Here is a 23,790-nt window from a genome sequence, read left to right as displayed (position 1 = left end):
CTTTATTAAAAAATACATTTGTATATTAATTCAAATTTCGTTGAAAAGTAAACCACTTTACAGTGAAATTGTCATTATTTTAAGGATCACATGATGTCTACAGGTACATTACTTTCTGAACAGGCCATTTTATTTATGGCATTATGGCGTGAGTGTTTAGAAAATGGACAGTTTGATCGTTTAGTATTGAGTCAATATACAGGTGCAGATACTGATTTAGAGAAAATTACTTTTCGAGTAGTACAGTTGCAACAACAAAAAATCTCGGTGTTATATCACTACAAAACTCAAGATATCACCAAAAATTATACGATAGAACAAGCTATACGTGTTTTCGAAGATTTATTTTTACATGTTAAGCAAGCCAATTTATGGGAGATCAAACAGCAGGTACAATTTAAACGAGGTAAGAAAAGAGATTTAATAACCACTCAACAGCTCACACAACAAAAAATACCAACAGTACAGCATAATCGTGAAAAACAACGTCCTATAGAGCAAACATCACCTTATTTACATCATTTAGGTATTACGGACCATGCAGGTGTATTGGTACCTACAATGGCAAAAAAATGGAAACAAATTAACAAGTTTATAGAAATATTTTCTCAAGCACTGACTGAGCAAAAGTCACTGAAAGACGAGGTGCATATTGTTGATTTTGGTTCGGGGAAGGGATATCTCACTTTTGCAATGCATGATTATTTACAGAAAAATGGTTGGACGCCCGATGTGACAGGGGTCGAGCTTAGAGAAAATTTAGTACAGTTTTGTGAGAGTGTGGCCAAAAAAAATAATTTTCAGCGGTTAGATTTTTTTGAAGGGGATGTGCGAACCTATCAGCCTAAACGTCTTGATGTGATGGTGGCATTGCATGCATGTGATATAGCTACAGACTTTGCAATACACTGTGGTATACGTTTAAATGCATCCTTAATTTTATGTGCACCTTGTTGCCATAAAGAGCTGAGACCGCAATTATCAAGCCCAGATGTATTACAGCCGATGTTACAGTATGGCGTACATGCAGGACAGCAAGCAGAAATGTTGACAGATACCATGAGAGCATTGTTATTAAATGCATATGGATATGAAACGAAAGTGTTTGAATTTGTGGCATTAAGTCATACCAATAAAAACAAAATGATTTTAGCTGTTAAGAAAAAACAGGGTGAACAACCTGATGAGAAGATCATGAAACAGATTCAAAGCCTAAAAGAAATGTATGGCATACAAACACACAGTTTAGAACAGTTATTAGCAGATGAAATGGTCGATCAAAGTCAACAGGGTTGTCGTTGTTAGTAAAAAATTGCCCAGTATATGAACTGGGCAATTGTTAAATAGAACCGTGTAATTGGCGGTAGAGTCCCGGAGTAACGCCCGTCCATTTTTTAAAAGCACGGTGAAATGTACTGGTTTCACTAAAGCCAACTTGTTGTGCAACATCTTCTAAAGTGAGTTTAGGTTGTAAGAGTAAATGAATGGCAGCATCACGCCGTAAAGCATCTTTTACACCTTGATAACTGCGTCCTTCTGCTGCCAAACGACGACGTAATGTTTGTGGTGATAAATACAGCATAGATGCCACATCATTAAGTGTTGGCATTTCTTCACCAATATGACTTTTGAGCACATCTCGAATACGAGAGGTCAGTGAGTTGGTGTTTTTAAATTTAACCAAAAGTTGAGTTGGGCCAACTTTTAAAAATTCTTCTAGTGTGTCAATATTTTGGCGAATGGGTAAATCTAAATAATCTCTAGCAAACGTAATTTCTGTTCTTGGCATATCAAATTGAATGACAGGGGCAAAAAAGAGAGCATCATATTCATCTGCTTGTTCAGGGCGTGAATAGTTAAAATGAACACGTTCGAGTGGAATACGGCGGTCGATAAGCCAACAAGCTAAACCATGCCAAATCATGAGCATGCTTTCTGTCATATAATGATCAGGATCATCGCTTTGAGGAATAGTAGGTACAAAACGTGCTTCGTGCTTATCTTTTTCGACAGAGATAAACCAATCATCACCAAATAAACGATAAAATTGGCTTGATAATTCTAGTGCCTCACCTAAGGTTTTAGAGTGAATAATCAGTTGGCACATAATGGCAAATGTACCGAGTTTACGGGGCTGTGGTGAGAACCCTGCATGTTCGTCTTGGGTGACCATCCATAACATTTTAACAAATCGAGTATACTGCTCGGGAGAAATACGGGCTTTAGGCTGTTTAAGGAGCTCAGCTTCAATCCCGACATGTGATAGCAGTGCTTCTGCATCCATTCCGAGTTTTTTTACACCTTTGAGTGCAGCATTTACAAAATAAATGCTGATGGTGTCACGGCTTACGTTCAGTTCTTCAAGTGCTCTCATTATCACAGCAGGTTAACCTAAATATTTGTCATATAATCATATTGTGGTCGCATATTTCATGGGCTCTAACATAAGTCTACTTCGAGTTGGTTTGAAGCATTAATTATGTATTAGTTGATCACAAAAAATTTTTGCTAGACCTATAAATTGAGCATGATATTAGCATATCTCAGTGAAATAGAGTAAATACTTTATTTGTTTTTATCGTTGTTATTATATATTTGATAAGTAAAAACAATGAGTTATAATGTTTCATTGGGTTGTTGATTGAAAAAATATAGATTTGAGTTTTAATGAAAATTTAAATTGTTTGAAATCAATTGCTTAACAAAATAGTTTACAAGTGTAACAAAATAAATAGTATGCTATACAAATCAACAAATAACATAGGATGTGTAACGTTGAAAACAAAAAAATTAACACTAGCGTGTGGCGTATGTGTGGCTGTATTTGCAGGATTATCACAAGCTCAAGCAACTACTGCATTTGATCGCAATAGTCCTTACATGCTAGGCGATTGGAACGGACAAAGAACAGCGCTTAAAGCACAAGGTTATGACTTCTCACTGGGTTATACAGGTGAATTAGCAACAGTTTTAGATTCAAAAAATACCTCTAGTCATCCTACAAAGTATTCAGACCAATTTAGTTTAGGTGCAGATTTAGACTTAAACAAAATATTAGGTTGGCAAGATACTCAAGCAGGAATAACACTCACATATCGTAACGGCCAAAACTTAACTGGCTCAGCGGATGCGCTACAACATCAGATCAGCCAAGTGCAAGAGGTGTATGGGCGTGGGCAAACATGGCGTCTGACAAACTTATGGATTAAAAAGCAATTTTTTGATCAAAAGTTAGATGTTAAGGTTGGACGTTTTGGTGAAGCCAGTGAGTTTAATAGTGCAAGCTGTGATTTTCAAAACCTTGCATTATGCGGTGGCCAAGTGGGTAACTGGGCTGGTGATCAGTGGTATAACTGGCCGGTGAGCCAATGGGCGATTCGAGCTAAATATCAGTTACAACAAGACTTATTTTTCCAAGTGGGTGCATTTGAGCACAATGCTGAAAATTTAAAGCGTGGTAAAGGCTTCAATTTAAGTACAGATGGCTCAAATGGTGCATTAATTCCTGTAGAAATGGTATGGCAGCCAAAACTCACTGTACATGCTTTGCCCGGTGAGTATCGTGTAGGTTATTATTATAGTACAGTAGATCAAAATACGAGCGGTCAAAGGATTGACCATAAACAAGGTGCTTGGATCTCAGCGAAACAACAATTCACTGCGCAAGCAGGGGATTCAAGCCGTGGTTTAACTGCTTTTGCAAGTGCATCATTCTTTGATCAAGATCAAGGAAACAGTGATGACGGTCAAGTTTCAAATATGCAAAATATTGGCTTAAGTTACGTGGGTCTATTTGATGCAAGAGCAAAAGACGAAATTGCATTAGGCGTTGCTCGTATACATAAGAATTTATCAGGGTATAATAACGAATATAATGCTGAACTTTATTATGGCATGAATGTGACAAATTGGCTTACAATTCGTCCAAATGTTCAATATGTATACCATGTTGGTGCCTTGAAAGATGGTAATAATGCTTGGGTTGGTGGTGTGAAGCTAACCACAGCATTTTAATACACATACTGCCTGCAACCTTTGTGTAGACAGTGAATTTTTCATCATAGATCAATGCTTGTACGTTTTAAGCATGAATAAAAACATCATATAAGCGTAATACAAGCATGGGTCTGTCCCTATTGATATAAAAGATTGGCAAAGCAAAAGTCAGATGTGTTTTCGCTTGGCTGTCGTCATAAACTAGAGGTGATTATGGATCAACCCTCAAAGAGCTCAGGAATGAGGAGCTTTACTGCTTTTATCTTAGTGATAATAGGTCTTATTTTACTTGTTGCTGGTGTTATTCTTGCAGTAAGTGATGGCTCGATGTACTACGTTATTGCAGGCTTGATGCTTATTGTGTCGGGTGTTTTGCTGTTTCGTGGTTCAATCGTATCTTATCTTATTTATGCAGCATTAATGCTCGGTACGATTATCTGGGGGCTTTGGGAAGTCGGTTCAGATTTTTGGGCATTGGTACCACGCTTAGATATTTTAGGTGTTCTTGGTGTTTGGATGTTAATTCCTGCGGTTACACGTGGTATTAAACAACCTGTTGCACCAAGTCGTCTTGTGCTTGCAAGTTCATTAATCATTGCGATTTTAGTAATGATTTATTCTATTTTTAATGATCCACAAGAAATTAATGGTGAAATTAAAACACCACAGCCTGAAAAAGCAACGACAACGCCAGGTGTTGCCGATGCCGATTGGCCTGCGTATGGTCGTACTCAAGATGGTCAACGTTATTCACCGTTGAAGCAAATTGATGACAAAAATGTCAAAGATTTGAAAGAAGCATGGGTGTTCCGTACAGGTGATTTTAAAACAGCCAATGATCCGGGTGAAATTACAAACCAAGTAACACCGATTAAGATTGGCAACAATATGTTTATGTGTACTGCACATCAACAGTTAATTGCGCTTGATCCGAAGACAGGTAAAGAAAAATGGCGCTTTGATCCTAAAGTGAAGTCAGACATTACGTATCAGCATTTAACATGCCGTGGTGTGTCTTACTATGATGCAAATAATACACAAGAATTTGCAACAAGCCTTAAATTCAAACAATCTGAATCGAATCAATGTCCTCGTAAAGTCATTTTACCAGTCAATGATGGCCGCTTAGTGGCAATTAATGCAGACACAGGTCAGCCATGTACTGATTTTGGTAAAAATGGTGAGGTTGATTTACAAAAAGATATGCCGTATGCGTATCCAGGTGGTTATAACCCAACATCACCGCCAGTAGTAACAGGTACAACTATTGTCATTGGTGGTGCAACAACAGATAACTTCTCAACCAAAGAGCCATCAGGTGTACTTCGTGGTTACGATGTGAATACTGGTAAGTTGCTTTGGGTATTTGATACAGGCGCACAAGATCCAAACTTGATCCCTGGTCCAAATCAAACATTTGTGAATAACTCACCAAATGCTTGGGCACCTCTTGCATACGATGAAAAATTAGACATCGTGTACATTCCAACAGGTGTAGGTACGCCTGATATTTGGGGTGGTGACCGTACTGAGCTGAAAGAGCGTTATGCAAACTCTGTACTTGCATTAAATGCAACCACAGGTAAGTTGGTTTGGCATTTCCAAACAACACATCATGATCTGTGGGATATGGATGTACCATCACAACCAACATTGGCTGATGTTAAAGATAAGTCTGGTCAAATGGTTCCTGCGGTTTATGTAACCACAAAAACAGGTAATGTATTTGTATTTGACCGTCGTGATGGTAAAGCAATTGTTCCTATCACAGAACGTCCAGTGCCACAAAAAACATTGATTGGCCCTGAAACCAAAGGTGAGCGTTATGCGCCAACACAACCTTTCTCTGAACTAAATCTTGCACCAAAAGATAAGTTGACAGATAAGGATATGTGGGGTGCAACGATGTTTGACCAGTTGTATTGCCGTATTTACTTCAAAAAGTTAAATTATCAAGGTATTTATACACCACCATCTGAAAATGGTACGTTAGTATTCCCGGGTAATTTGGGTGTGTTTGAGTGGGGTGGTATTTCAATTAACCCTGACCGTCAAGTTGCTGTAACGAACCCATTGGCGCTACCATTTGTATCTCGTTTAATTCCACAAGATCCAAATCGTGAAATTGCAGCGAAGGGTGCGGGTACAGAACATGGTATTCAGCCAATGTATGGCGTACCTTATGGCGTAGAAATTTCAGCGTTCTTGTCTCCACTAGGTTTACCATGTAAACAACCAGGTTGGGGTTATGTGGCTGCTGTTGATTTAAACACACATGAAGTTGCATGGAAAAAACGTATTGGTACAATTCGTGATAGTTTACCTAAACTATTCCAATTGCCACCATTGAAAATCGGTGTTCCTGGTCTTGGTGGTGCAATTTCAACTGCGGGTAACGTGATGTTCGTTGCAGGCACACAAGATAATTATATCCGTGCATACAACATTACCAACGGTGATAAATTGTGGGAAGCTCGTCTACCTGCAGGTGGTCAAGCAACGCCAATGACGTATGAAATTGATGGTAAGCAGTATCTTGTGATTATGGCAGGTGGCCATGGTTCATTTGGTACTAAGATGGGCGACTATGTTGTAGCCTACGCTTTACCTGACAGTAAGTAATTCCTCATAATGTAAAAAAGCCCAGTCTAGACTGGGCTTTTTTATGTTTATATTTTCTTTATAAGAAAAATCGCTATTAAATATGCAAAAAAAGCATTTCGCTGATAGATGAAATGCTCGTATGCTATGAGCATAAAATTCATTTTACTAGCTAGACGCCATGTATTTATATACTGATGATGACCAACAACTTGTGAATGAGCGAGTTGCACAATTTAAAGACCAAACTCAACGTTACTTAGCGGGTACTTTATCGGAAGATGAATACCGCCCATTGCGGTTACAAAATGGTCTATATGTCCAGCGTTATGCACCCATGTTGCGTATAGCTGTACCGTATGGCTTGATGAGTTCAACGCAATTGAGAAAGATTGCAGATATTTCGACACAATATGATCGTGGATATGGGCACATATCAACACGCCAAAATATTCAATTGAATTGGCCTGCTTTAGAAGATGTACCAGATATTTTGGCAGAATTAGCCACAGTACAAATGCATGCCATTCAAACCAGTGGTAACTGTATTCGTAATACAACTACAGATCAATATGCAGGTGTAGTGGCAGGAGAGGTTGCTGATCCTCGTCCAACTTGTGAATTGATTCGTCAGTGGAGTACATTCCACCCAGAATTTGCATTCTTACCTCGTAAATTTAAAATAGCTGTGTCAGCGGTTGCAGAAAAAGACCGTGCTGCTGCTTCTTTTCATGATATTGGGGTTTATATTGTTAAAAATGATGCAGGTGAGGTCGGTTATAAAATTAAAGTTGGTGGCGGCTTAGGCCGTACCCCTGTGATTGGTAGTGTCATTCGTGAATTTCTACCTCGTCAGGATTTAATAGGCTATCTTGATGCGATTTTACGTGTGTATAACTTACATGGCCGTAGAGATAATAAATATAAAGCGCGTATTAAAATTTTAGTGAAAGCCATGACACCTGAGGTGTTTGCTGAAAAAGTAGAAGCTGAGTTTCTACATACACGTGATCATTTAACAGTCGATCCAAGTTTATTACAAAAAATGGATCAGGTGTTCAAGCCATTTGCCTATCAAAATAAAGTCGATGAAAATTTTGAACCGCTGTTTCAAGAACATCCTAAGTTTAAGCAATGGTTTAATGTGAATACACATGCACATAAAATCTCAGGATATCGAATCGTTAATATTAATTTAAAACGTGCAGGTGTCGCACCGGGTGATATGACCACTGAAGAAATGAACTTCATTGCAGATTTGGCGGATCAATATACATTTGGTGAGTTAAGAACCACTCACGAGCAAAATATTTCTTTGGTTGATGTCGAACAAACACGTTTGTTTGAATTGTGGCAAAAGCTAGATGCCGCGAACATGGCTAGAGCACATATTGGCTTTTTGACGGATATTATTTGTTGCCCAGGCGGTGATTATTGCTCACTGGCAAACGCAAAATCTATTCCAATTTCTGAAGCGATTACACGTCGTTTTGATGATTTAGATATGTTGTACAATCTAAGGGAAATAGATCTAAATATATCAGGCTGTATGAATGCATGTGGACATCATCATGTGGGTAACATTGGTATTTTGGGTGTAGATAAAAAAGGTGCAGAGTTTTACCAAATTACTTTAGGTGGACATTCAGATCATGATGCATCTATTGGTAATATTTTAGGCCCATCATTTGCAGCAGATGCGGTACCTGATGTGATTGAAGAAATTTTAAATACTTACCTAGATATTCGTGAAAATGACGAAAAGTTTATTGATACTTATCGTCGTGTGGGTATTAAACCATTTAAGGAGAGAGCATATGCTTAACCTTGATTTTCCTGTACTAAACAAAGATGGTTTAGTCACCCAAAACAGTTATCAAGCCATCACGGAAACTGGTGAATTGCCATCTACAGATGTTTTGTTAGACACAACACAGCTTGATTTGCTTTCTCAGATTAATGGCAAAGTTGCACTATTGATCACTGCCAATGATTCACCTGAAGAGCATGTTTTTCCATTGGCAGATTTGGACTGCATTTTTATTGAATTTGCAGGTTTTAATGATGGTCGAGGGTATTCTTTTGCAACGCTATTGCGCCGTCAAGGTTTTACAGGTGAACTTAGAGCTGTAGGTGATATTTTTAAAGATGTTTTAAATTATTTAAAGCGTTCAGGCTTTGATAGTTTTGTTTTAAAAGAAGGTAAAAGTTTAGAAGAAGCAAAATCAGGGTTGAATGATTTTACGCAGCCCTATCAAATGTCAACAGCAGTACCGAATGCACATTATCAAACTGGGCAGGTATAAACGAAAAAAATTAAAAAAAATAGAGCCTCAGCGCTCTATTTTTTTTTAATTGAAGCATGAGCCGTGAGGATTTTTATACTATATTATTTAAATCAAGAGAGATGATCAGATAAACATGGATTTGTGAATCAATGAAAATATGTAGAAAACCTTCGGTTATTGTTTTTGATGTTTTTGGAACATTGGTGAAAATTAAAAAAAAATGCTCTCCATACAAAAAACTCTTACGTGTTTTAAATCAACAAGGCCGTGTACCGCAAGCGAACGATGTTTCTGTAATAATGTCTACGTGTGCTGATTTTTCTCAATTGGCACATATATTTGGATATGATTTACCTACAAAAGTCCTTCATGAACTCCAAGCCGATCTTGAAGAAGAATTAGCTTCGATATGTTTATATGAAGATACTTTAGACACCTTAGCTGATTTGAAAGCCAAAGGTTTTAAATTGGCTGTATGTTCAAATCTTGCTCTGCCTTATGGCGATACGGTATTAAAAAAATTACCCATGTTAGATGCATACATATGGAGTTATGAGGTGGGTGTAACTAAGCCTAATCCTCAAATTTATCAGCATGTTGTTAAAATGTTAAATTGCCAAGCAGAAGATGTTTTATTTATTGGTGATACACCTAAAGCTGATGTGGTTGGCCCAACTTCATTTGGTATGTCTGCTCGCTTAATTCAGCGTCGTCAAGGCCAAACATTATTACATGTGATCGATGATTTTTATTCTAAGCCATAATGTTTAAAGGTCATTCATGCTTGAGTACCCTTGCTTTTAATTTAAAGAAAATTAAACTTGCACCGCAAGTCATGAGCCCTAAACATAAAAAAGTGTACTGAAATGACTGTAAAATATGTGTTTTTCCATACATTTGTGAAAATGCATTGAGTGCAACACTGGCTAAAGCAATGCCCATACTCATAGACAACTGTTGTACGACAGAAAGAATACTATTGCCTTGACCTGCTTGTTGTTGGCTTAAGTCTTTAATACTCACGGTATTCATTGTTGTAAATTGTATAGAGTTGACCATTCCAAATAGAAAAAAGTGAATGACTTGCCACCAAATGGGTGTGTTTACTGAAAGAAATGCAAAACTCATCATGCCTAAACCAACCAGTATTGTGTTGACGGTAAGTACATAACGATAACCAAAGCGTTCGACCAATCGGGTGATGTATTTTTTAATTAACATCGATCCAAGTGCTAAAGGAATCATCATCAAACCTGCAATGGTTGGATTTAAATGAAGTACAACTTGTAGCATGAGTGGCAATAAAAAAGGAATTGCACCATTACCTAATCGAGCAAAGAAATTGCCCAAAATACCAATTTTAAAATTGCGTATGGTGAAGATTTCAGTTGAAAAAATCGCGTTTGGTTTTTTGCGAGCATGAAATCGATACATGAAGATGGCAATGAGTGTAATGCTCAGTAAAATAAAAATGCTACTTTTTTGTTGTTGTGGTTGGGTGAAATGTTCGAGTAGGAAAGAAAGACTTAACATGCTGGTTGCAATTAAAATAAATCCTTTATAGTCAAATGCTTGAATGTTTTTTTCTTTTAAATCAGGCAGTATTTTTAGTGTAAATAGAGCACCGATAAGTCCAATAGGAATATTAATTAAAAAAATCCAATGCCAACTCGCCCATTCAACCAATACACCACCTAAACTTGGGCCAATTAAAGGGCCAATTAAGCCAGGAATACTGACAAAGCTTAGCGCAGCTAAAAGCTGTGTTTTGGGCATCACTTTTAAGAGTGTTAAACGCCCGACAGGTTGTAATAATGCCCCCCCAATGCCTTGAAAAACGCGAGCGATAATCAATTGGGTAAGATTTTGAGATAAAGCACAGGCAATTGAGGATACACTAAATAAGATAATTGCTGTGAAATAGGTTTTTTTTAAACCATATTTATCGGTGATCCATCCACTAATAGGAATAGTGACAGCCATTGCAAGGACATAGGCCACGACAATACCATGCATGCTTAGAGGGTCTTCATTTAAGTTTGAAGCAATTTGTGGAAGTGCAGTATTAATAATGGTACTGTCGAGCTGCTGCATAAAAAAACCCATGGCAACAAGCCATAAAATTGCACGGTATTGCTTTTCTATAGGTTGTTGCTGGCGTGTTTTCATTATTGTTCTCTATTTTATTATGGTGTTTTACTCGTAGATAAAACACCATCTCAAGATGTATCTGTTTATTTGGGTCTTGCAACATCACCTTGTAAATGTGATGGGAGTGGGAGTACCGAAATATGTGGGTGATCTTCTAAGCTTTGTGGTCGTGCAATGACTAAGGCTTGATATTTATCAGGGCTTAAGTTAATGCTATTGACCACTTGAATGCCTGTTTCTAGTTTACAGAGTACTTCTGGCGCTACGCCTTTTGCTTCAATTAAGTGTAACCATTGTTTAGGTTGTGCTTTAAACCATAATCGAGCAATGACTTCTTGACCTAAATAGCAGCCTTTATCATATGCTACGCCATTTCGTTGGTGTAAGCGTAGCTCTTGTGGTTGAAAGGCATGCGCTGTTGCATGTGTGATCCATGCTTGACCATCTATAATAGCAGCATGTTGCCATGCGACCAGATCTGTTGGCTCTGTTGTAAATACCGTGCAGTGATTTTCTAAAACAGGAAATACATGACCAAGTGAACTAAGTGTGATTTTTGCAAATGCACCATATTTACGAATATGTTGCTCAAAGTCATCTGCTTGGTCTGAAACTACGGTTATTTTAAAGTGTTCTGTATTGATTTTTTGCAACCATATACCGAAGTGAATACGTCCTTTAAGATCACAAATCACAGTATATTGTGTGATCTGATCTTCTAAACGTTCGGTATGAATACTGACTTGTCCTTGTAGAAATTTAGTGGCATCTGCTCCAATTAAATGATATTGAGTGAATGCAAGTGTGCGACTCATGAGAAGCCTCTCGTAATGAATTATTTAGCTTATTTTGTCGGATTCTGCAAAAAAAATCAGCCGTTTATTGTGATTGTTTCCATTTTACTCAAGATAAAATCAGTGATGAAAACATAATGGTTACAATATCATCACTTTTAAAAACCAAGATCAAGCTTTATATTAGATGAAACACTGACGATTGTGTTGGTTTAAACATAAAGAATTGAATTAAATTAAATAATGAGGTGAGAATATGTCGGGTTATTATGAAATATCAAAAGCAAAAGATGGGCAGTTTCATTTTGTACTTAAAGCAGGAAATGGGGAAGTTATTTTAACCAGTGAATTATATAAAGCCAAAGCATCTGCACATACGGGTATTAATTCTGTGCAAAAAAATGCGGCTGATGATACAAAATATGATCGTTTAGAAGCAAAAAATGGTAAAGCATATTTCAATTTAAAAGCAGTCAATCATCAAATTATCGGGACGAGTCAGATGTATGCCTCAGAAGCATCACGCGACCACGGTATTGATTCGGTGAAAAAAAATGGTGCAACAGACAATATTAAAGATTTAACACATGTTGAGTAAGGCATACCATTAATGTAAACAAAAAACCTCGCCTAATCTTGCGAGGTTTTTTGTTAATGCTGATCTGGTGGATGAACGTATGACATATGCCATCTCACCCAAATCTAGTTTTCCAACATAATTAATCTTGTGATGGGCTTAAGTTGGTTGCTGGTGAAGAAATTTTATCTTTGCATAAAAAACTATAGATGGTGAGACCCAAAAAGGCACCAATAAACCAGTTAAAAGGGGCAAACGGATGAAATGAAGGGATAAAGGTAATAGAGAGCCCGACAAGAACTGAGGGGAGTAAAGTTAAAATTGCTTTAGGATTAAAACCATTTTTATACCAATAAAGACCTGCTGGACTTTCGCTAAACAATTCTTGCGTTGAAATCTTTTGTTTATTTACAAAGTAAAAATCTGCAATCAAAATACCAAAAAGTGGGCCAATAAATGCAGCAAGCGTATCTAGTGTATAGTGAATTAACTCTGGTGAATGAAATAAGTTCCAAGGGGTAATTAACACAGAGCCGATGGCAGCGATCATTCCACCGATTCTAAAACTAATTTTCTTTGGAAAAACATTAGAAAAATCAAACCCTGCCGAAACAAAATTGGCAACAATATTAATACCGATGGTAGCGGTCAAAACCGTAACAAGCCCAAGTACGACAGCAAATGTGCTATCTACTAGTGCAACACTTTCTAGTGGGTCGGTAATCATTTTTCCAGTAATACTGTACGTTGCAGACACTGTCACAATGGTAATTAAAGAGAAAAAGATAAAGTTAAAAGGTAGACCCCAAAAATTTCCTTTTTTTACATTTTTCATATCTTTACTGTAACGAGAAAAATCACCAAAATTGAGTAAAGGGCCAGAAAAATAAGACACCACTAAGGCCACTGCTACTGCAAATTGCATCCATTGTTCGGATGAAGAAAGAACTTTTTCACTCAAATTTAAGGAAATATTTGACCAACCCACTTGGCTCAGTAGCCATGCGACAAGTGCTAGCATCACCACATACACCATTGGGCCTGCCCAATCAATAAAGATTTTAATGGTGTTCATGCCTTTCCAAAACACGAGGGCTTGCAAAACCCACATGATTCCAAAGCAGATCCAACCAAGTGCGCTTAAACCAACAAAGCTTGCAGTTGTAAATGTAGCAAGACTAGGAAAAAATTTGAGTAACATGAGCATCAGTGCATTCGATGCAAGCCATGTTTGTATGCCATACCAAGACACTGCAATCAAACCACGAATAAGTGCAGGAATATTTGCACCATACACCCCAAAAGCTTGGCGACTGATCACTGCATAAGGCACACCACTGACTTGACTGGGCTTAGCAATTAAATTTGCACACAGTTGCACAATGACAATACCAACAAGTAATGCAAGAAAAACTTGCCAACTGGCTAGACCAAGTGTAAATAAACTGGCTGCGACAACGTATCCACCAATGCTATGTACGTCCGACATCCAAAAAGAAAAAATGTTGTACCAAGACCAATTCTGTTTTGCAGGCTTCAAATCTTCATTGGTCAGATTAGCACTATATGATTGATCGGTCATATTATAAATTCCTGAAACTTATTTTATACTTTGCTTATAAGCAGTAATCAGGCCAACAATCTACGCTATACTGAACGCAATCTAAGACTTAAGTCTATAACGGATGAAAAAATTATAAATAAATAATTTTTTACGATATTTCTGGCAAAATTAGGTATATAAATAAAGAAATTTATGCATTGAAATAATAGCTCCTATGAAAATACAAGTGATTAATCCAAATACTTCACAAGATATGACGCACTCAATTGATGCAAGTGCAAAAAATATTGCATCAGTTTTAACTGAAATTGTGACAGTATGTCCAAAAAAAGGCGTGGAATCTATTGAAGGACACTACGATGAAGCCATTTCTGCAATAGGTGTGCTTGATTTAGTGCAACAAGGACGCTCTGATGCTGTAGATGCACATATTATTGCTTGCTTTGGAGATCCTGCTTTACATGCAGCTCGTGAAGTGGCGGATGCACCTGTTATTGGTATTGCTGAGGCAGCATTTCATGTGGCTTCATTGATTGCGACAAAATTTACAATAGTAACAACACTCAGCCGAACAAAAATTATTGCTGAACATTTATTACATGAATATGGTTTTGCGCATAAATGTGCCAAAATTCGTTGTATTGATTTACCTGTTTTAGCATTAGAACAAGATGCAAATGCAACCTATGAACGCTTAAAGGAGAGTTGTTTGCAAGCCAAAACACAAGATGGTATTGGTGCAATTGTCTTGGGCTGTGGTGGTATGTCAAAAATGGTCAATCAATTGAGCGAGGAAATTGGTATTCCTATCATTGATGGTGTGGGTGCTGCAATTAAATTAGCAGAAGCATTGATTGGATTGGGTGTAAAAACCAGTAAATGGGGAGACTATGCTTACCCAACTATAAAATAAATTCGGTATTATTTTGACAATATCGTGAATGAATTTAGATGCTTTTAACCACAGCATGCTTATGTTTATACAGTGTAAGTGTGTTTGTTTAATCAGACATTTGGTGTAAAGCACGATTGATACATATACAAAGCCTTATGCTGTCATATTTTTAAATATATATGAATCATACATAAAGCTTTGTATTATGGTTTGTGATCAATTAATTGGTCACAGATGCTTCTGTTGTAATATTCACTGTAATTTTGTCGCCTACATTAGGAACATAGCTTGCGATGCCAAATGCTGAACGGTTGAAGGTGGTTGTTGCATTAAAGCCAATCGCTTGCGCTTTTGTCATTGGGTGAGTGCCTTGCTTATTTAACACAGCATTTAATACAACAGGTTTAGTCACACCTTTTACAGTAAGATCGCCTGTAATTTTAAAATGCTTTTTATCTTTGGTCTCTACTTTGGTACTTTTAAAAGTAATGTTTGGGTATGTTTGCGCGTCAAACCACTCTTTGTCTTGGAAGTGTTTATTAAGATCAGCCACATTTGTATTCACGCTTGATACAGGAATCGTAACATCAACCGATGAGTTAGATGGTTTTTGATTGTCTACGTGAATAGTACCTTGAATATCTGTAAAGTTTGCGCTTGGCGTAGAGAATCCGAAATGATTCCAGCTAAACACGGTTGCAGTATGCGATGGGTCAATTTTATAGCTAACGGGTGCAGCGACAGCGCACACGCTTGTGATTGCCATAGACAGGCCGAGAGCGATTTTTAATGTTAATTGGTTCAATGCGTTTACTCATCTCTTTTATCGTATAAATTTATATTACACGGTCAAAAGGTCTTTATATACTGCAATATTTATAACGTTTTGTTCTATAAATAGAACGAAAAATCGTCTGATTAAATATCGTGTTCAAAATAAACAATATGTTATTGTCATTTTTTAGCCATATGATCGATTAAAATTTTGTCTGTTGAGCCACGCTTTGGTATTTAAGTTGTTGAATCATTTCATCAACTGATTTGATTCGTTTAACCACTTGCCATAGGTCTTGTGCTTCAGGATAGGCTTTACTCATCATACCTAACCACTGTTTGTAACGGCCAACCATAGCAAGTTCTGTTTTACTTGGGCCACTTAAAAATTGAATTTGTAGTTCAATCAGCGCTGCCCAACTCAGTAAATGGTGATTGGCCTGTTGGCGAATACATTGGGTTAAATCGGGTGTGGTCACTGCACCTCGTCCAAGCATAAGATCATGGCAACCTGACTGTTGACGGCAGGCATGAGCATGCTCGTAATTCCAAATTTCGCCATTGGCAATGACGTTAATTGTTAAAGCATCTTGAATTGGATAAATTTTTTCCCAATATGCAGGCGGGGTATAACCATCTGCTTTAGTGCGAGCATGAACGGTAAGCCATTGAGCACCTGCATCTTCAATGGCATGGGCATTGTCTAAGGTGTGATTTTCATCTAAATAACCTAAACGCATTTTTGCAGATACGGGAATATGTGAAGGTACAGCATTTCGGACGGCTTTAACCAATTGATGAATCACCTCTGGTTCATCAAGCAAAATTGCACCCCCTTTGTGCTTGTTTACTGTTTTTGCAGGGCAACCAAAGTTTAAATCTATGGCTGGAGCACCTAAAGACACCGCCCGTTCTGCATTGACCGCAAGCATATCTGCATCATTGCCCAATAGTTGGACATGTACGGGTGTTCCTGCCGCTGTTTTCCCATCATTTTTGAGTTCAGGGCAGTAATTATAGTAAACATGGTCGGGTAAAATGCTATTTGTGATTCGGATAAATTCTGTGACGCACCAATCAAAATGTCCTACCCGTGTGAGTACATCTCTCATGACAGGGTCAGTGAGTCCTTCCATTGGGGCTAAAATAAGTTTCAAAACCACTCCGAACAATTAAATAATAAATAACGACAATAAATTATATCGTAGGTGGGTAAAAAACACAGATTTTATGAACGACCTAAGACCACTTCTAAAATAAATTTGCTTCCAATAAAACCTAAAGCCAATAAAAAGAAGCCAATGATCGTAAAACGAATGGCTTTTTGACCTCGCCAACCAAATTTAAAGTGCCCTATGAGTAATGTACCGTATACAAACCATGAAATAATGCTAAAAACCGTTTTATGTGCAAGATGTTGCTGCATGAAATTATCGACCATGAAAAAGCCAAACAATAAAGCTGCAGTAAGGCTAATAAAACCTGTAATGAGCATATCAAACAATAACGATTCCATCACTTGTAAAGGCGGAAGTAGATTAACCCACAGTCGTTTTTGTTTCTTTTTTAACTCTTGATTTTGTAGCCACATCATGACGGCTTGAATGGTTGCCATGAGCAATACAGCATAAGACGATAAGGACAAAATAATATGGAGGTCTAAACCAATGGTATGTTGGCTTGCATATTGATTAGGTTGACTAAACGCAAAGCCCAAAATAAGACCGCTTGCTGCTACAGGAATGCCCAAGAGGTTTAATGCTGATACAGGGCGATAACTGCTATATAACATGCTGAGAATCAGCATAAGACCTGAAGTAAATGACAGTAAATTAAATACATCATAGTTAATGCCAGATGCCGTCACCATATCATTGCGCAGTACGTTGGCATGTAGAACAATACCAATGAGTAAAGTGATGGCCACAAATAATGTATTGGATTTACGTTTTGCGACAAGGTGCGTAAACGTGTACCAAAACCCTGTGGTATAAGCAACTAAAGAGAGTATTGTGTACACCAATGGAAGACTGATCATGTCAAACCTTTGTTACAATGATGAATATTCATGCTATACGATATAAATTTTGAGAGAACTCAAGTATCCTATAGCAATTAATGCATAAATTTTCTATTTTGAAAAAGATTTTTTTGCAACAGACCATTTAAAGCGGAATTTGCAATGTTTGATACCTTAACAGAACGACTCACGCAGAGTCTAAAAAATGTCACTGGTTCAGGTCAATTGACTGAAGACAACATTAAAGACACTCTACGTGAAGTACGTATGGCACTCTTAGAAGCAGATGTTGCCTTACCTGTGACTCGTGAGTTTATTGCTAAAGTCAAGGAACAAGCGTTAGGCCAAGAGGTCATGACCCAACTTTCTCCGGGTCAAGCGTTTGTCAAGATTGTACATGATGAATTGACCCAAATGATGGGTGAAGAAAATCAGACGCTTGATCTTGCGGCAAAACCTCCTGTTGTTGTATTACTTGCAGGTTTACAAGGTGCAGGTAAAACCACCACAGCAGCTAAGTTATCACGCTATTTAAAAGAGCGCCAAAAGAAAAAAGTGATGACAGTGTCTGCCGATGTATATCGCCCGGCTGCAATTAAACAGCTTGAAACGGTATCGAATGAAGTGGGTGCAATTTTTATTCCATCTGATCCGTCAGAACAGCCGATTGATATTGTTAATCGTGCAATTGAACAAGCAAAAATTCAGTTTGCAGATGTACTGATTGTCGATACAGCAGGTCGTTTACATGTAGATGATCATATGATGGAGGAAATTAAAGCGCTACATCAAGCCGTTAATCCAACTGAAACACTGTTTGTTGTAGATGCAATGACAGGGCAAGATGCGGCAAATACGGCAAAAGCATTTAATGATGCATTGCCACTCACAGGTGTGATTTTAACCAAAACAGATGGTGATGCACGAGGTGGTGCAGCGTTATCTGTGCGTGCCATTACAGGCAAGCCCATTAAATTTTTAGGTATGGGCGAAAAGCTTGATGCATTAGAGCCATTCCATCCTGAACGTATTGCTCAACGTATTTTGGGTATGGGTGACGTTCTTTCTTTAGTAGAAGAAGTCGAACGTAAAATTGACAAAGAAAAAGCCGAAAAGATGGCGAAAAAACTGCAAAAAGGCGGGAGCTTCAATTTTGAAGATATGCTGATGCAGTTTGAGCAAATGAATAAAATGGGCGGCATGATGGGCTTTTTAGATAAATTGCCCGGCATGAGTAATGCAGGATTACAGCAGGCCATCGAGCAAGCCAATCCTGAAAAACAAGTAAAGAAAATGCAAGCGATTATTCAGTCGATGACGGTTAAAGAGCGCCGTAATCCAGATTTAATGAATCCGAGTCGTAAAAAACGAATTGCAGCGGGATGTGGTACTGATGTGGCTGAGGTAAATAAACTCATTAAGCAACATACGCAAATGGCCAAAATGATGAAGAAATTTGCAAATCCAAGTGGCATGAGTAAGATGATGCGCTCGCTTAGTGGAATGCAAAAGCAATTTAGCGGTGGTGCAGGTCCACTATTTGGTGATAAAAGTAAAAAATAAAATCTAGAAATTTTATTTTAAAAAAGGCCTTCATGAATAAGATCGTGAAGGCCTTTTTTGTTGCACGACTCAGTTAGATTGCCGATAGAGATCATTTTTTATACTTATAAATAAGGCACATGCATGGTGTGGAATCTTGGAAAGATTGGTATATAAATATCCTAGTCAATCAAGCATATATGTACGGACTATACAAGTAGTTGGATGGTTTATTATTACTCATCGTAAGGCTTTATATCGTTAATTGTTCATTTTTTGTTATATTATGTTAAAATACAATCATGTTTTGGTTGTTTAGATGTGTTTTTTTCTAAAAAAATAGCAAAATCAATTGCTAAAGTTTAATACTAAATATAAAAATATAAAAAAGGGAATTTTATATGATTGATTTTTTGCAGGCGCTGGTGTTGGCGTATCCGCTCACCTTTTTCCTAATGTCAGTACTATTACTCCTAACATATCTTTTGGTGGGTCAAGCCAAATATTTAATTCAGTTGGGAGTTTCTTTTTGTTCCATCAGTGTTGGTGTGACACTGCAAATCATTCATGTTCCGAGTCAAGATGCCTTAAATGGTACGCTCAGTGGTTTATTCTTTTTAGTGTTTAGTTATTCTTTGGCGCAAGGAATTGTGTTATTAGAGGGCAAAACCTTAGATCCTATTTTGTCTTGTTCAATTTTTATTATTGCATTTATTGCTCGTTGTATCAGCTCACTGATGCCACATATTGACGAATATTATTTTATCTCTGTTTTTAGTGTATATACCGCATTGGTCATTTTTTTGAGTAATGCATTGTGGAAAGTCAAGCATTTGATTTTAGGTGATGCTTTAGAAAAGATGTGGTATATCGTTATTTCAATTTGGTTAGGGTCTTTAATTATTCGTTTGGGTTATGTTTCGTATTCGCCCGATATGTTACGAATGTTGCTATGGAAAACAGGAAAAATAAGTTATTCCTTTGAAGAGTTTTCGGTGCTACAACATTTATTTTATACCATGGCGTTATTATTTAGTATTTTAACTATTCTTGTGGCAATTAAACGATTAATTTTTGATATTAGTCGTAAGACTCGATTAGATGGTTTAACGGGGGCTTATAATCGTATAGGTTTACAATATTTGATTGAATTTGAACTACCAAAAACGAAAACAATGGGTTTAATTATGTTGGATATTGATTTCTTTAAATCGGTAAATACCCGATATGGCCATCCTGTAGGCGATGCAGTGATTAAAGAGGTTGTTTTATTAATTAACAGAAATTTAGCCAGTGTTAACCCACATACGGTTCGCTTAGGTGGAGAGGAATTTTTAATCATCTTACCGCACTTAACCATGCAAAGATTACCAGAGCTTGCCGAAAATTTAAGATGTTTTATTGAAAAACATGATTTTATACATATTGCAGATGGTTTGAGTATTACGGTGAGTATGGGAATTGGAGAATATGAGTCCACACTTGCATTTAAAGATATTTACAAAGAAATTGATCAAAAACTTGCAAGTGCTAAAAAAAGTGGCCGTAATCAAGTGGTTGAATCGATATAAGATTTTAAGCCTTTTAATAATAAGTCAGGCACAATGGTAGGATTAAAATTAAATAAGTGTTGTGCAAACAATGTGGCATCACCTCCTGTTAAAATAAGTTGTTGATGCGGTTTATGTTGCATCACTTTTTCAACACTGCTCACCAAACCTAATAAAATACCATGGTGTACGCAATCAATTGTATTTTCACCTGGTGTAAGAATTTGAAAAGCTGAATCTGGAATTTTAATTCCTTTGGTATTTTGAATCAGTGCATCGCGCTGTAAATACAGGTTTGGTAAAATATACCCTCCCAAATGTTGCATATTTTCAACTAAATCAATGGTTAGTGCAGTCCCACAACCAACGATACAATAATTTTTTTGTGGCTCTGCAATCGCAAGCATTTGTAACCAACGATCAATACCGAGCTGAGAAGGTACATCATAACCACAGCGCAAACCTGCACACTCTTGTTCTACTTGTGCAAATACAATAGGGCAATTGAGTTGTTGTAATGTTTTGGCAATTTGCGTGTTGTTTTGAGCGTCAAGTACTGATGAAATACCAATGTGTTCGATGTGTTGTTTTTTTAAATATTTTAATAAACCCAAGAGTAAATCCGCAGGTGATTGTAAATGTAACTCTGCTAAATAATCTATTGTTTGATCATGCTCTGTAATCCAATACTTTAAACGTGTATTACCAATATCTAGCCAAAGATTTTTCATAAAGGGTACCTATTAGAGGGGCATGTTGCTTAGACTATTGGACGTAAACGCCCTTGATAAAAGTAATGTGTTTGATCTTTTGCTTGAATGATCACCGCACCATCGTGTTGTATACCTAAAAAAATACCGCGTTGAACACCATGCTGGTGTTCGAAACTAACATCTTGATCTTTAAACAATGCTGACTGATTAAAGCGATGAGCTAAATTTTGACTATGATGATTAAACCATTGACCTGCATTTTGTATTGCAAGATAAATTTCTGCAATCAGCTCTAATCTACTACAAGCCAAATGTCCGATTTGGGTGAGCGCTGTGGCTTCTTGATCGAGGTTTTGCAGTGTTTGATGTGAAAATAGGTTAATTCCTATGCCAACAATCGCTTGGGTTTTGGACAGTGGCTCGACTAAAATTCCACCCCACTTTCCTTTTGAGCTATATAAATCATTGGGCCATTTGATGGTAATATCAAAATTTTCTAGACAAGGCATATGACGCACATTTAAAGCAACTTCAAGTGCCAAGCGCCCATCTAGAGGCCGTGTAGTATTGACCAATGTACTTAAGTAAATATTACCTGCAGGCGAAACCCACGTTCGATGGTGTTGCCCCCGTCCTTGTGTTTGAGATTCACTACAGACTAAAATACGTTGAAATCCTTGTTTAGCAAACATTTTTACATCATCGTTGGTCGATGTTGTGGTTTGCTTTAATAAAACAACATCAGGTGCGTAGGCACTCGACTCAAGATGAGCTGTTAAGGTGGCGGTGTCTGAGATCATTTAAACAATAAATTGCTGGGGAATAACTGTGGAGTTAATCATATATTTGGCTATTGGTGCAATCGCAGGATTTACCGCAGGGCTGTTTGGTGTAGGTGGTGGCTTAATTATTGTGCCTATTTTGTATATTGTATTTCGTCAACAAGGTTATCCAAGTGAAGTGTTAATGCATTTGGCTTTGGGTACGTCTTTGGCAACAATTATGGTGACCTCAATTAGCTCCATTATGGCCCATCATAAAAAAAGAGCAGTGCTTTGGCGTGTTGTTAAAAATTTAGCGATTGGTTTATGTGTAGGTTCATTTTTAGGTGCAGGAATTGCAGATCTATTACCAAACTATATTTTACAAGGTGTGATTGGTTTATTTGCAATAAGTGTGGCATATAAAATGTTTTTTAATCAAAAATCAGATGTAGATCAAACACGTCAACTACCATCTGCTTTAAAACAAGGGGGTGCAGGGGTTGGCATTGGTGTCGCTTCAGCCATTTTTGGGATTGGTGGTGGATCATTAACAGTACCGTATTTAAATCGACATGGTGTGGTCATGCAAAAGGCTGTTGCAACGTCAGCAGCTTGTGGGTTCCCAATTGCAGTTGCAGGTGCGATTGGCTTCATGTGGTTTGGTCACCACGGTAATGTCAGTTTACCAAATAGCATCGGTTATGTGCATGTGTATGCATTTTTAGGAATTAGTTGCATGAGTTTTATGACTGCAAAGCTTGGAGCGAAGTTGGCACACCATTTATCACCTCGTGGTCTACAGCAATGCTTTGCAGCGATGCTTTGTGTTGTGGGTTGTTACTTTATTATTCAGTCTTTACAACAGATGATGTAATGAACGATTCAATGACAGAGGCGACCTCTAAAGCATGGGTTGCTGCAAAGTGATGGTCTGATGCATGGATCGTATATTGTTGAGCATGTGGTAAGTAATTGTTTAAACGAGTTGCAATACTCAAGGGACTAATGGGATCTTGATCTGCCCAAATAAGTAATACGGGTTGTTTAATTTGATGCAGTTTTGTTTGGTAATTCGGTGTTTTTTCCGTAAACCAATGCGGAATGGTTGGATGGTCTGCTTTGTAGTGCTCACGCCAATTTGCAACAGTTAAGTCATCGAGGTGAATACCACCTGATGTTGCTACTAAAACCAATGCTTGAACTTGGTCAGGGTTTTCGATGGCATGTCGGATTGCAAATAACCCACCCATGGATTGTGCAATAAGAATTCCTTTTCGAGGCATCTGTTGAATGACATGATCACTTAACTGATTGAAATTTGTAATATGTGGCAAGCTAGGTGTGTTATGAAATGCAGGATAAGACACGGTTTGGCTCTGATATTGTGGTAAATGTCTAATCACAGGTTGCCAAAATTCTGTGTTACCCAACGCACCGGGCAAAAAATAAAGGGATTGGTTCATCAGTGACTCAGTTTATTTTTGGTGTAATTTTAGCCAAAATGTATGCTAATGCATACATTTTAAGGATTTTGATGATTACTCTAATGCTAGATTACTGA

21 protein-coding genes are annotated in these 23,790 nt (G+C 37.5%); 11 read left to right on the top strand and 10 right to left on the bottom strand.

Features of this window, described 5'->3' with window-relative positions:
* The first annotated feature begins 93 nt into the window (after positions 1–93).
* A complete protein-coding gene (locus I2F17_RS00980) occupies positions 94–1,305 on the top strand; it encodes a class I SAM-dependent methyltransferase (RefSeq protein WP_196423135.1) in 1,212 nt (403 codons plus the stop codon).
* A gap of 34 nt (positions 1,306–1,339) precedes the next feature.
* On the opposite strand, the gene I2F17_RS00975 is transcribed toward I2F17_RS00980, so the two are convergent.
* Complete coding sequence (locus I2F17_RS00975) at positions 1,340–2,374, bottom strand: AraC family transcriptional regulator (protein ID WP_196423136.1); 1,035 nt, start codon at positions 2,372–2,374, stop codon at positions 1,340–1,342.
* Between the two features lie 401 nt (positions 2,375–2,775).
* On the opposite strand from I2F17_RS00975, the gene I2F17_RS00970 reads away from it, so the two are divergent.
* The 5 genes from I2F17_RS00970 to I2F17_RS00950 all read left to right on the top strand — a co-directional run bounded on the left by I2F17_RS00970 (position 2,776) and on the right by I2F17_RS00950 (position 9,649).
* Entirely contained in the window at positions 2,776–4,014 is a 1,239-nt protein-coding gene (locus I2F17_RS00970) for a carbohydrate porin (RefSeq protein WP_235985889.1), read from the top strand.
* 195 nt (positions 4,015–4,209) lie between these two features.
* A complete protein-coding gene (locus tag I2F17_RS00965) occupies positions 4,210–6,618 on the top strand; it encodes a glucose/quinate/shikimate family membrane-bound PQQ-dependent dehydrogenase (RefSeq protein WP_196423138.1) in 2,409 nt (802 codons plus the stop codon).
* A 160-nt stretch (positions 6,619–6,778) separates the two neighbouring features.
* The gene (locus I2F17_RS00960; protein WP_196423139.1) at positions 6,779–8,422 is read left to right on the top strand and encodes a nitrite/sulfite reductase; all 1,644 of its coding nucleotides are present in this window, start codon (positions 6,779–6,781) and stop codon (positions 8,420–8,422) included.
* A complete protein-coding gene (locus tag I2F17_RS00955) occupies positions 8,415–8,903 on the top strand; it encodes a DUF934 domain-containing protein (protein ID WP_196423140.1) in 489 nt (162 codons plus the stop codon). The genes I2F17_RS00960 and I2F17_RS00955 overlap by 8 nt, the downstream gene beginning before the upstream one ends.
* A 131-nt stretch (positions 8,904–9,034) precedes the next feature.
* On the top strand, positions 9,035–9,649 hold the full coding sequence (locus I2F17_RS00950) for an HAD family hydrolase (protein WP_211138865.1): 615 nt from the start codon (positions 9,035–9,037) through the stop codon (positions 9,647–9,649).
* A gap of 10 nt (positions 9,650–9,659) precedes the next feature.
* Here I2F17_RS00950 and mdtD read toward each other — a convergent pair whose 3' ends face one another.
* Positions 9,660–11,057, bottom strand: a complete 1,398-nt coding sequence (gene mdtD / locus I2F17_RS00945) for a multidrug transporter subunit MdtD (protein WP_407926535.1) — start codon at positions 11,055–11,057, stop codon at positions 9,660–9,662.
* 62 nt (positions 11,058–11,119) lie between these two features.
* Positions 11,120–11,851, bottom strand: a complete 732-nt coding sequence (gene ygfZ, locus I2F17_RS00940; protein WP_196423143.1) for a CAF17-like 4Fe-4S cluster assembly/insertion protein YgfZ — start codon at positions 11,849–11,851, stop codon at positions 11,120–11,122.
* 235 nt (positions 11,852–12,086) lie between these two features.
* Here ygfZ and I2F17_RS00935 point away from each other — a divergent pair, with 235 nt between their 5' ends.
* Positions 12,087–12,428: a YegP family protein gene (locus tag I2F17_RS00935; RefSeq protein WP_196423144.1), complete on the top strand. Its 342-nt coding sequence runs from the start codon at positions 12,087–12,089 to the stop codon at positions 12,426–12,428.
* Between the two features lie 121 nt (positions 12,429–12,549).
* Here the strand turns inward: I2F17_RS00935 and I2F17_RS00930 are convergent, their stop codons facing one another.
* Positions 12,550–13,989: an NCS1 family nucleobase:cation symporter-1 gene (locus I2F17_RS00930; protein ID WP_211138864.1), complete on the bottom strand. Its 1,440-nt coding sequence runs from the start codon at positions 13,987–13,989 to the stop codon at positions 12,550–12,552.
* A 196-nt stretch (positions 13,990–14,185) separates the two neighbouring features.
* On the opposite strand from I2F17_RS00930, the gene I2F17_RS00925 reads away from it, so the two are divergent.
* Entirely contained in the window at positions 14,186–14,884 is a 699-nt protein-coding gene (locus I2F17_RS00925; RefSeq protein WP_211138863.1) for an aspartate/glutamate racemase family protein, read from the top strand.
* 202 nt (positions 14,885–15,086) lie between these two features.
* Here I2F17_RS00925 and I2F17_RS00920 read toward each other — a convergent pair whose 3' ends face one another.
* From I2F17_RS00920 to I2F17_RS00910, 3 genes are all read right to left on the bottom strand, one after another.
* Positions 15,087–15,632 carry a YceI family protein gene (locus I2F17_RS00920; RefSeq protein ID WP_196423169.1) on the bottom strand — a complete coding sequence of 182 codons (546 nt, stop codon included), beginning with the start codon at positions 15,630–15,632 and terminating at the stop codon, positions 15,087–15,089.
* Positions 15,633–15,843: 211 nt separating this feature from the next.
* On the bottom strand, positions 15,844–16,797 hold the full coding sequence (locus I2F17_RS00915; protein ID WP_196423146.1) for a tRNA dihydrouridine synthase: 954 nt from the start codon (positions 16,795–16,797) through the stop codon (positions 15,844–15,846).
* Positions 16,798–16,868: 71 nt separating this feature from the next.
* Positions 16,869–17,678 (bottom strand): cytochrome C assembly family protein, encoded by an 810-nt coding sequence (locus I2F17_RS00910; RefSeq protein ID WP_196423147.1) that lies wholly within the window; start codon positions 17,676–17,678, stop codon positions 16,869–16,871.
* Between the two features lie 144 nt (positions 17,679–17,822).
* Here I2F17_RS00910 and ffh point away from each other — a divergent pair, with 144 nt between their 5' ends.
* Entirely contained in the window at positions 17,823–19,223 is a 1,401-nt protein-coding gene (gene ffh / locus I2F17_RS00905; protein ID WP_196423148.1) for a signal recognition particle protein, read from the top strand.
* A gap of 380 nt (positions 19,224–19,603) precedes the next feature.
* A complete protein-coding gene (locus I2F17_RS00900; protein ID WP_196423149.1) occupies positions 19,604–20,773 on the top strand; it encodes a GGDEF domain-containing protein in 1,170 nt (389 codons plus the stop codon).
* Here I2F17_RS00900 and I2F17_RS00895 read toward each other — a convergent pair.
* Together I2F17_RS00895 and I2F17_RS00890 are read right to left on the bottom strand one after the other, a co-directional pair.
* Positions 20,752–21,483 carry a type III pantothenate kinase gene (locus I2F17_RS00895; protein WP_211138862.1) on the bottom strand — a complete coding sequence of 244 codons (732 nt, stop codon included), beginning with the start codon at positions 21,481–21,483 and terminating at the stop codon, positions 20,752–20,754. The genes I2F17_RS00900 and I2F17_RS00895 overlap by 22 nt on opposite strands.
* 29 nt (positions 21,484–21,512) lie before the next feature.
* Positions 21,513–22,265 (bottom strand): biotin--[acetyl-CoA-carboxylase] ligase, encoded by a 753-nt coding sequence (locus I2F17_RS00890; protein WP_196423151.1) that lies wholly within the window; start codon positions 22,263–22,265, stop codon positions 21,513–21,515.
* 28 nt (positions 22,266–22,293) lie between these two features.
* Here I2F17_RS00890 and I2F17_RS00885 point away from each other — a divergent pair, with 28 nt between their 5' ends.
* The gene (locus I2F17_RS00885) at positions 22,294–23,103 is read left to right on the top strand and encodes a sulfite exporter TauE/SafE family protein (RefSeq protein WP_211138861.1); all 810 of its coding nucleotides are present in this window, start codon (positions 22,294–22,296) and stop codon (positions 23,101–23,103) included.
* On the opposite strand, the gene I2F17_RS00880 is transcribed toward I2F17_RS00885, so the two are convergent.
* Entirely contained in the window at positions 23,075–23,692 is a 618-nt protein-coding gene (locus I2F17_RS00880) for an alpha/beta fold hydrolase (protein WP_196423153.1), read from the bottom strand. The two genes, I2F17_RS00885 and I2F17_RS00880, sit on opposite strands and share 29 nt — an antisense overlap.
* Between the last annotated feature and the right edge of the window lie 98 nt (positions 23,693–23,790).

Source organism: Acinetobacter baretiae, from assembly GCF_015627105.1.
Lineage (GTDB): Bacteria > Pseudomonadota > Gammaproteobacteria > Pseudomonadales > Moraxellaceae > Acinetobacter > Acinetobacter baretiae.
The sequence above is the reverse complement of the archived record's forward strand: the minus strand, read 5'-3'. Positions and strand labels throughout refer to the sequence as shown.

Excerpts from the sequence above, each read along its gene's own strand:
- I2F17_RS00900 (WP_196423149.1), top strand. The coding sequence starts at position 19,604 with ATGATTGATTTTTTGCAGGCGCTGGTGTTGGCGTATCCGCTCACCTTT.
- ygfZ (WP_196423143.1), bottom strand. The coding sequence starts at position 11,851 with ATGAGTCGCACACTTGCATTCACTCAATATCATTTAATTGGAGCAGAT.
- I2F17_RS00930 (WP_211138864.1), bottom strand. The coding sequence starts at position 13,989 with ATGACCGATCAATCATATAGTGCTAATCTGACCAATGAAGATTTGAAG.
- ffh (WP_196423148.1), top strand. The coding sequence starts at position 17,823 with ATGTTTGATACCTTAACAGAACGACTCACGCAGAGTCTAAAAAATGTC.
- I2F17_RS00950 (WP_211138865.1), top strand. The coding sequence starts at position 9,035 with ATGAAAATATGTAGAAAACCTTCGGTTATTGTTTTTGATGTTTTTGGA.
- I2F17_RS00895 (WP_211138862.1), bottom strand. The coding sequence starts at position 21,483 with ATGAAAAATCTTTGGCTAGATATTGGTAATACACGTTTAAAGTATTGG.
- I2F17_RS00965 (WP_196423138.1), top strand. The coding sequence starts at position 4,210 with ATGGATCAACCCTCAAAGAGCTCAGGAATGAGGAGCTTTACTGCTTTT.
- I2F17_RS00890 (WP_196423151.1), bottom strand. The coding sequence starts at position 22,265 with ATGATCTCAGACACCGCCACCTTAACAGCTCATCTTGAGTCGAGTGCC.
- I2F17_RS00975 (WP_196423136.1), bottom strand. The coding sequence starts at position 2,374 with ATGAGAGCACTTGAAGAACTGAACGTAAGCCGTGACACCATCAGCATT.
- I2F17_RS00960 (WP_196423139.1), top strand. The coding sequence starts at position 6,779 with ATGTATTTATATACTGATGATGACCAACAACTTGTGAATGAGCGAGTT.
- I2F17_RS00980 (WP_196423135.1), top strand. The coding sequence starts at position 94 with ATGTCTACAGGTACATTACTTTCTGAACAGGCCATTTTATTTATGGCA.
- I2F17_RS00920 (WP_196423169.1), bottom strand. The coding sequence starts at position 15,632 with ATGGCAATCACAAGCGTGTGCGCTGTCGCTGCACCCGTTAGCTATAAA.
- I2F17_RS00880 (WP_196423153.1), bottom strand. The coding sequence starts at position 23,692 with ATGAACCAATCCCTTTATTTTTTGCCCGGTGCGTTGGGTAACACAGAA.
- I2F17_RS00955 (WP_196423140.1), top strand. The coding sequence starts at position 8,415 with ATGCTTAACCTTGATTTTCCTGTACTAAACAAAGATGGTTTAGTCACC.
- I2F17_RS00925 (WP_211138863.1), top strand. The coding sequence starts at position 14,186 with ATGAAAATACAAGTGATTAATCCAAATACTTCACAAGATATGACGCAC.
- I2F17_RS00935 (WP_196423144.1), top strand. The coding sequence starts at position 12,087 with ATGTCGGGTTATTATGAAATATCAAAAGCAAAAGATGGGCAGTTTCAT.
- I2F17_RS00910 (WP_196423147.1), bottom strand. The coding sequence starts at position 17,678 with ATGATCAGTCTTCCATTGGTGTACACAATACTCTCTTTAGTTGCTTAT.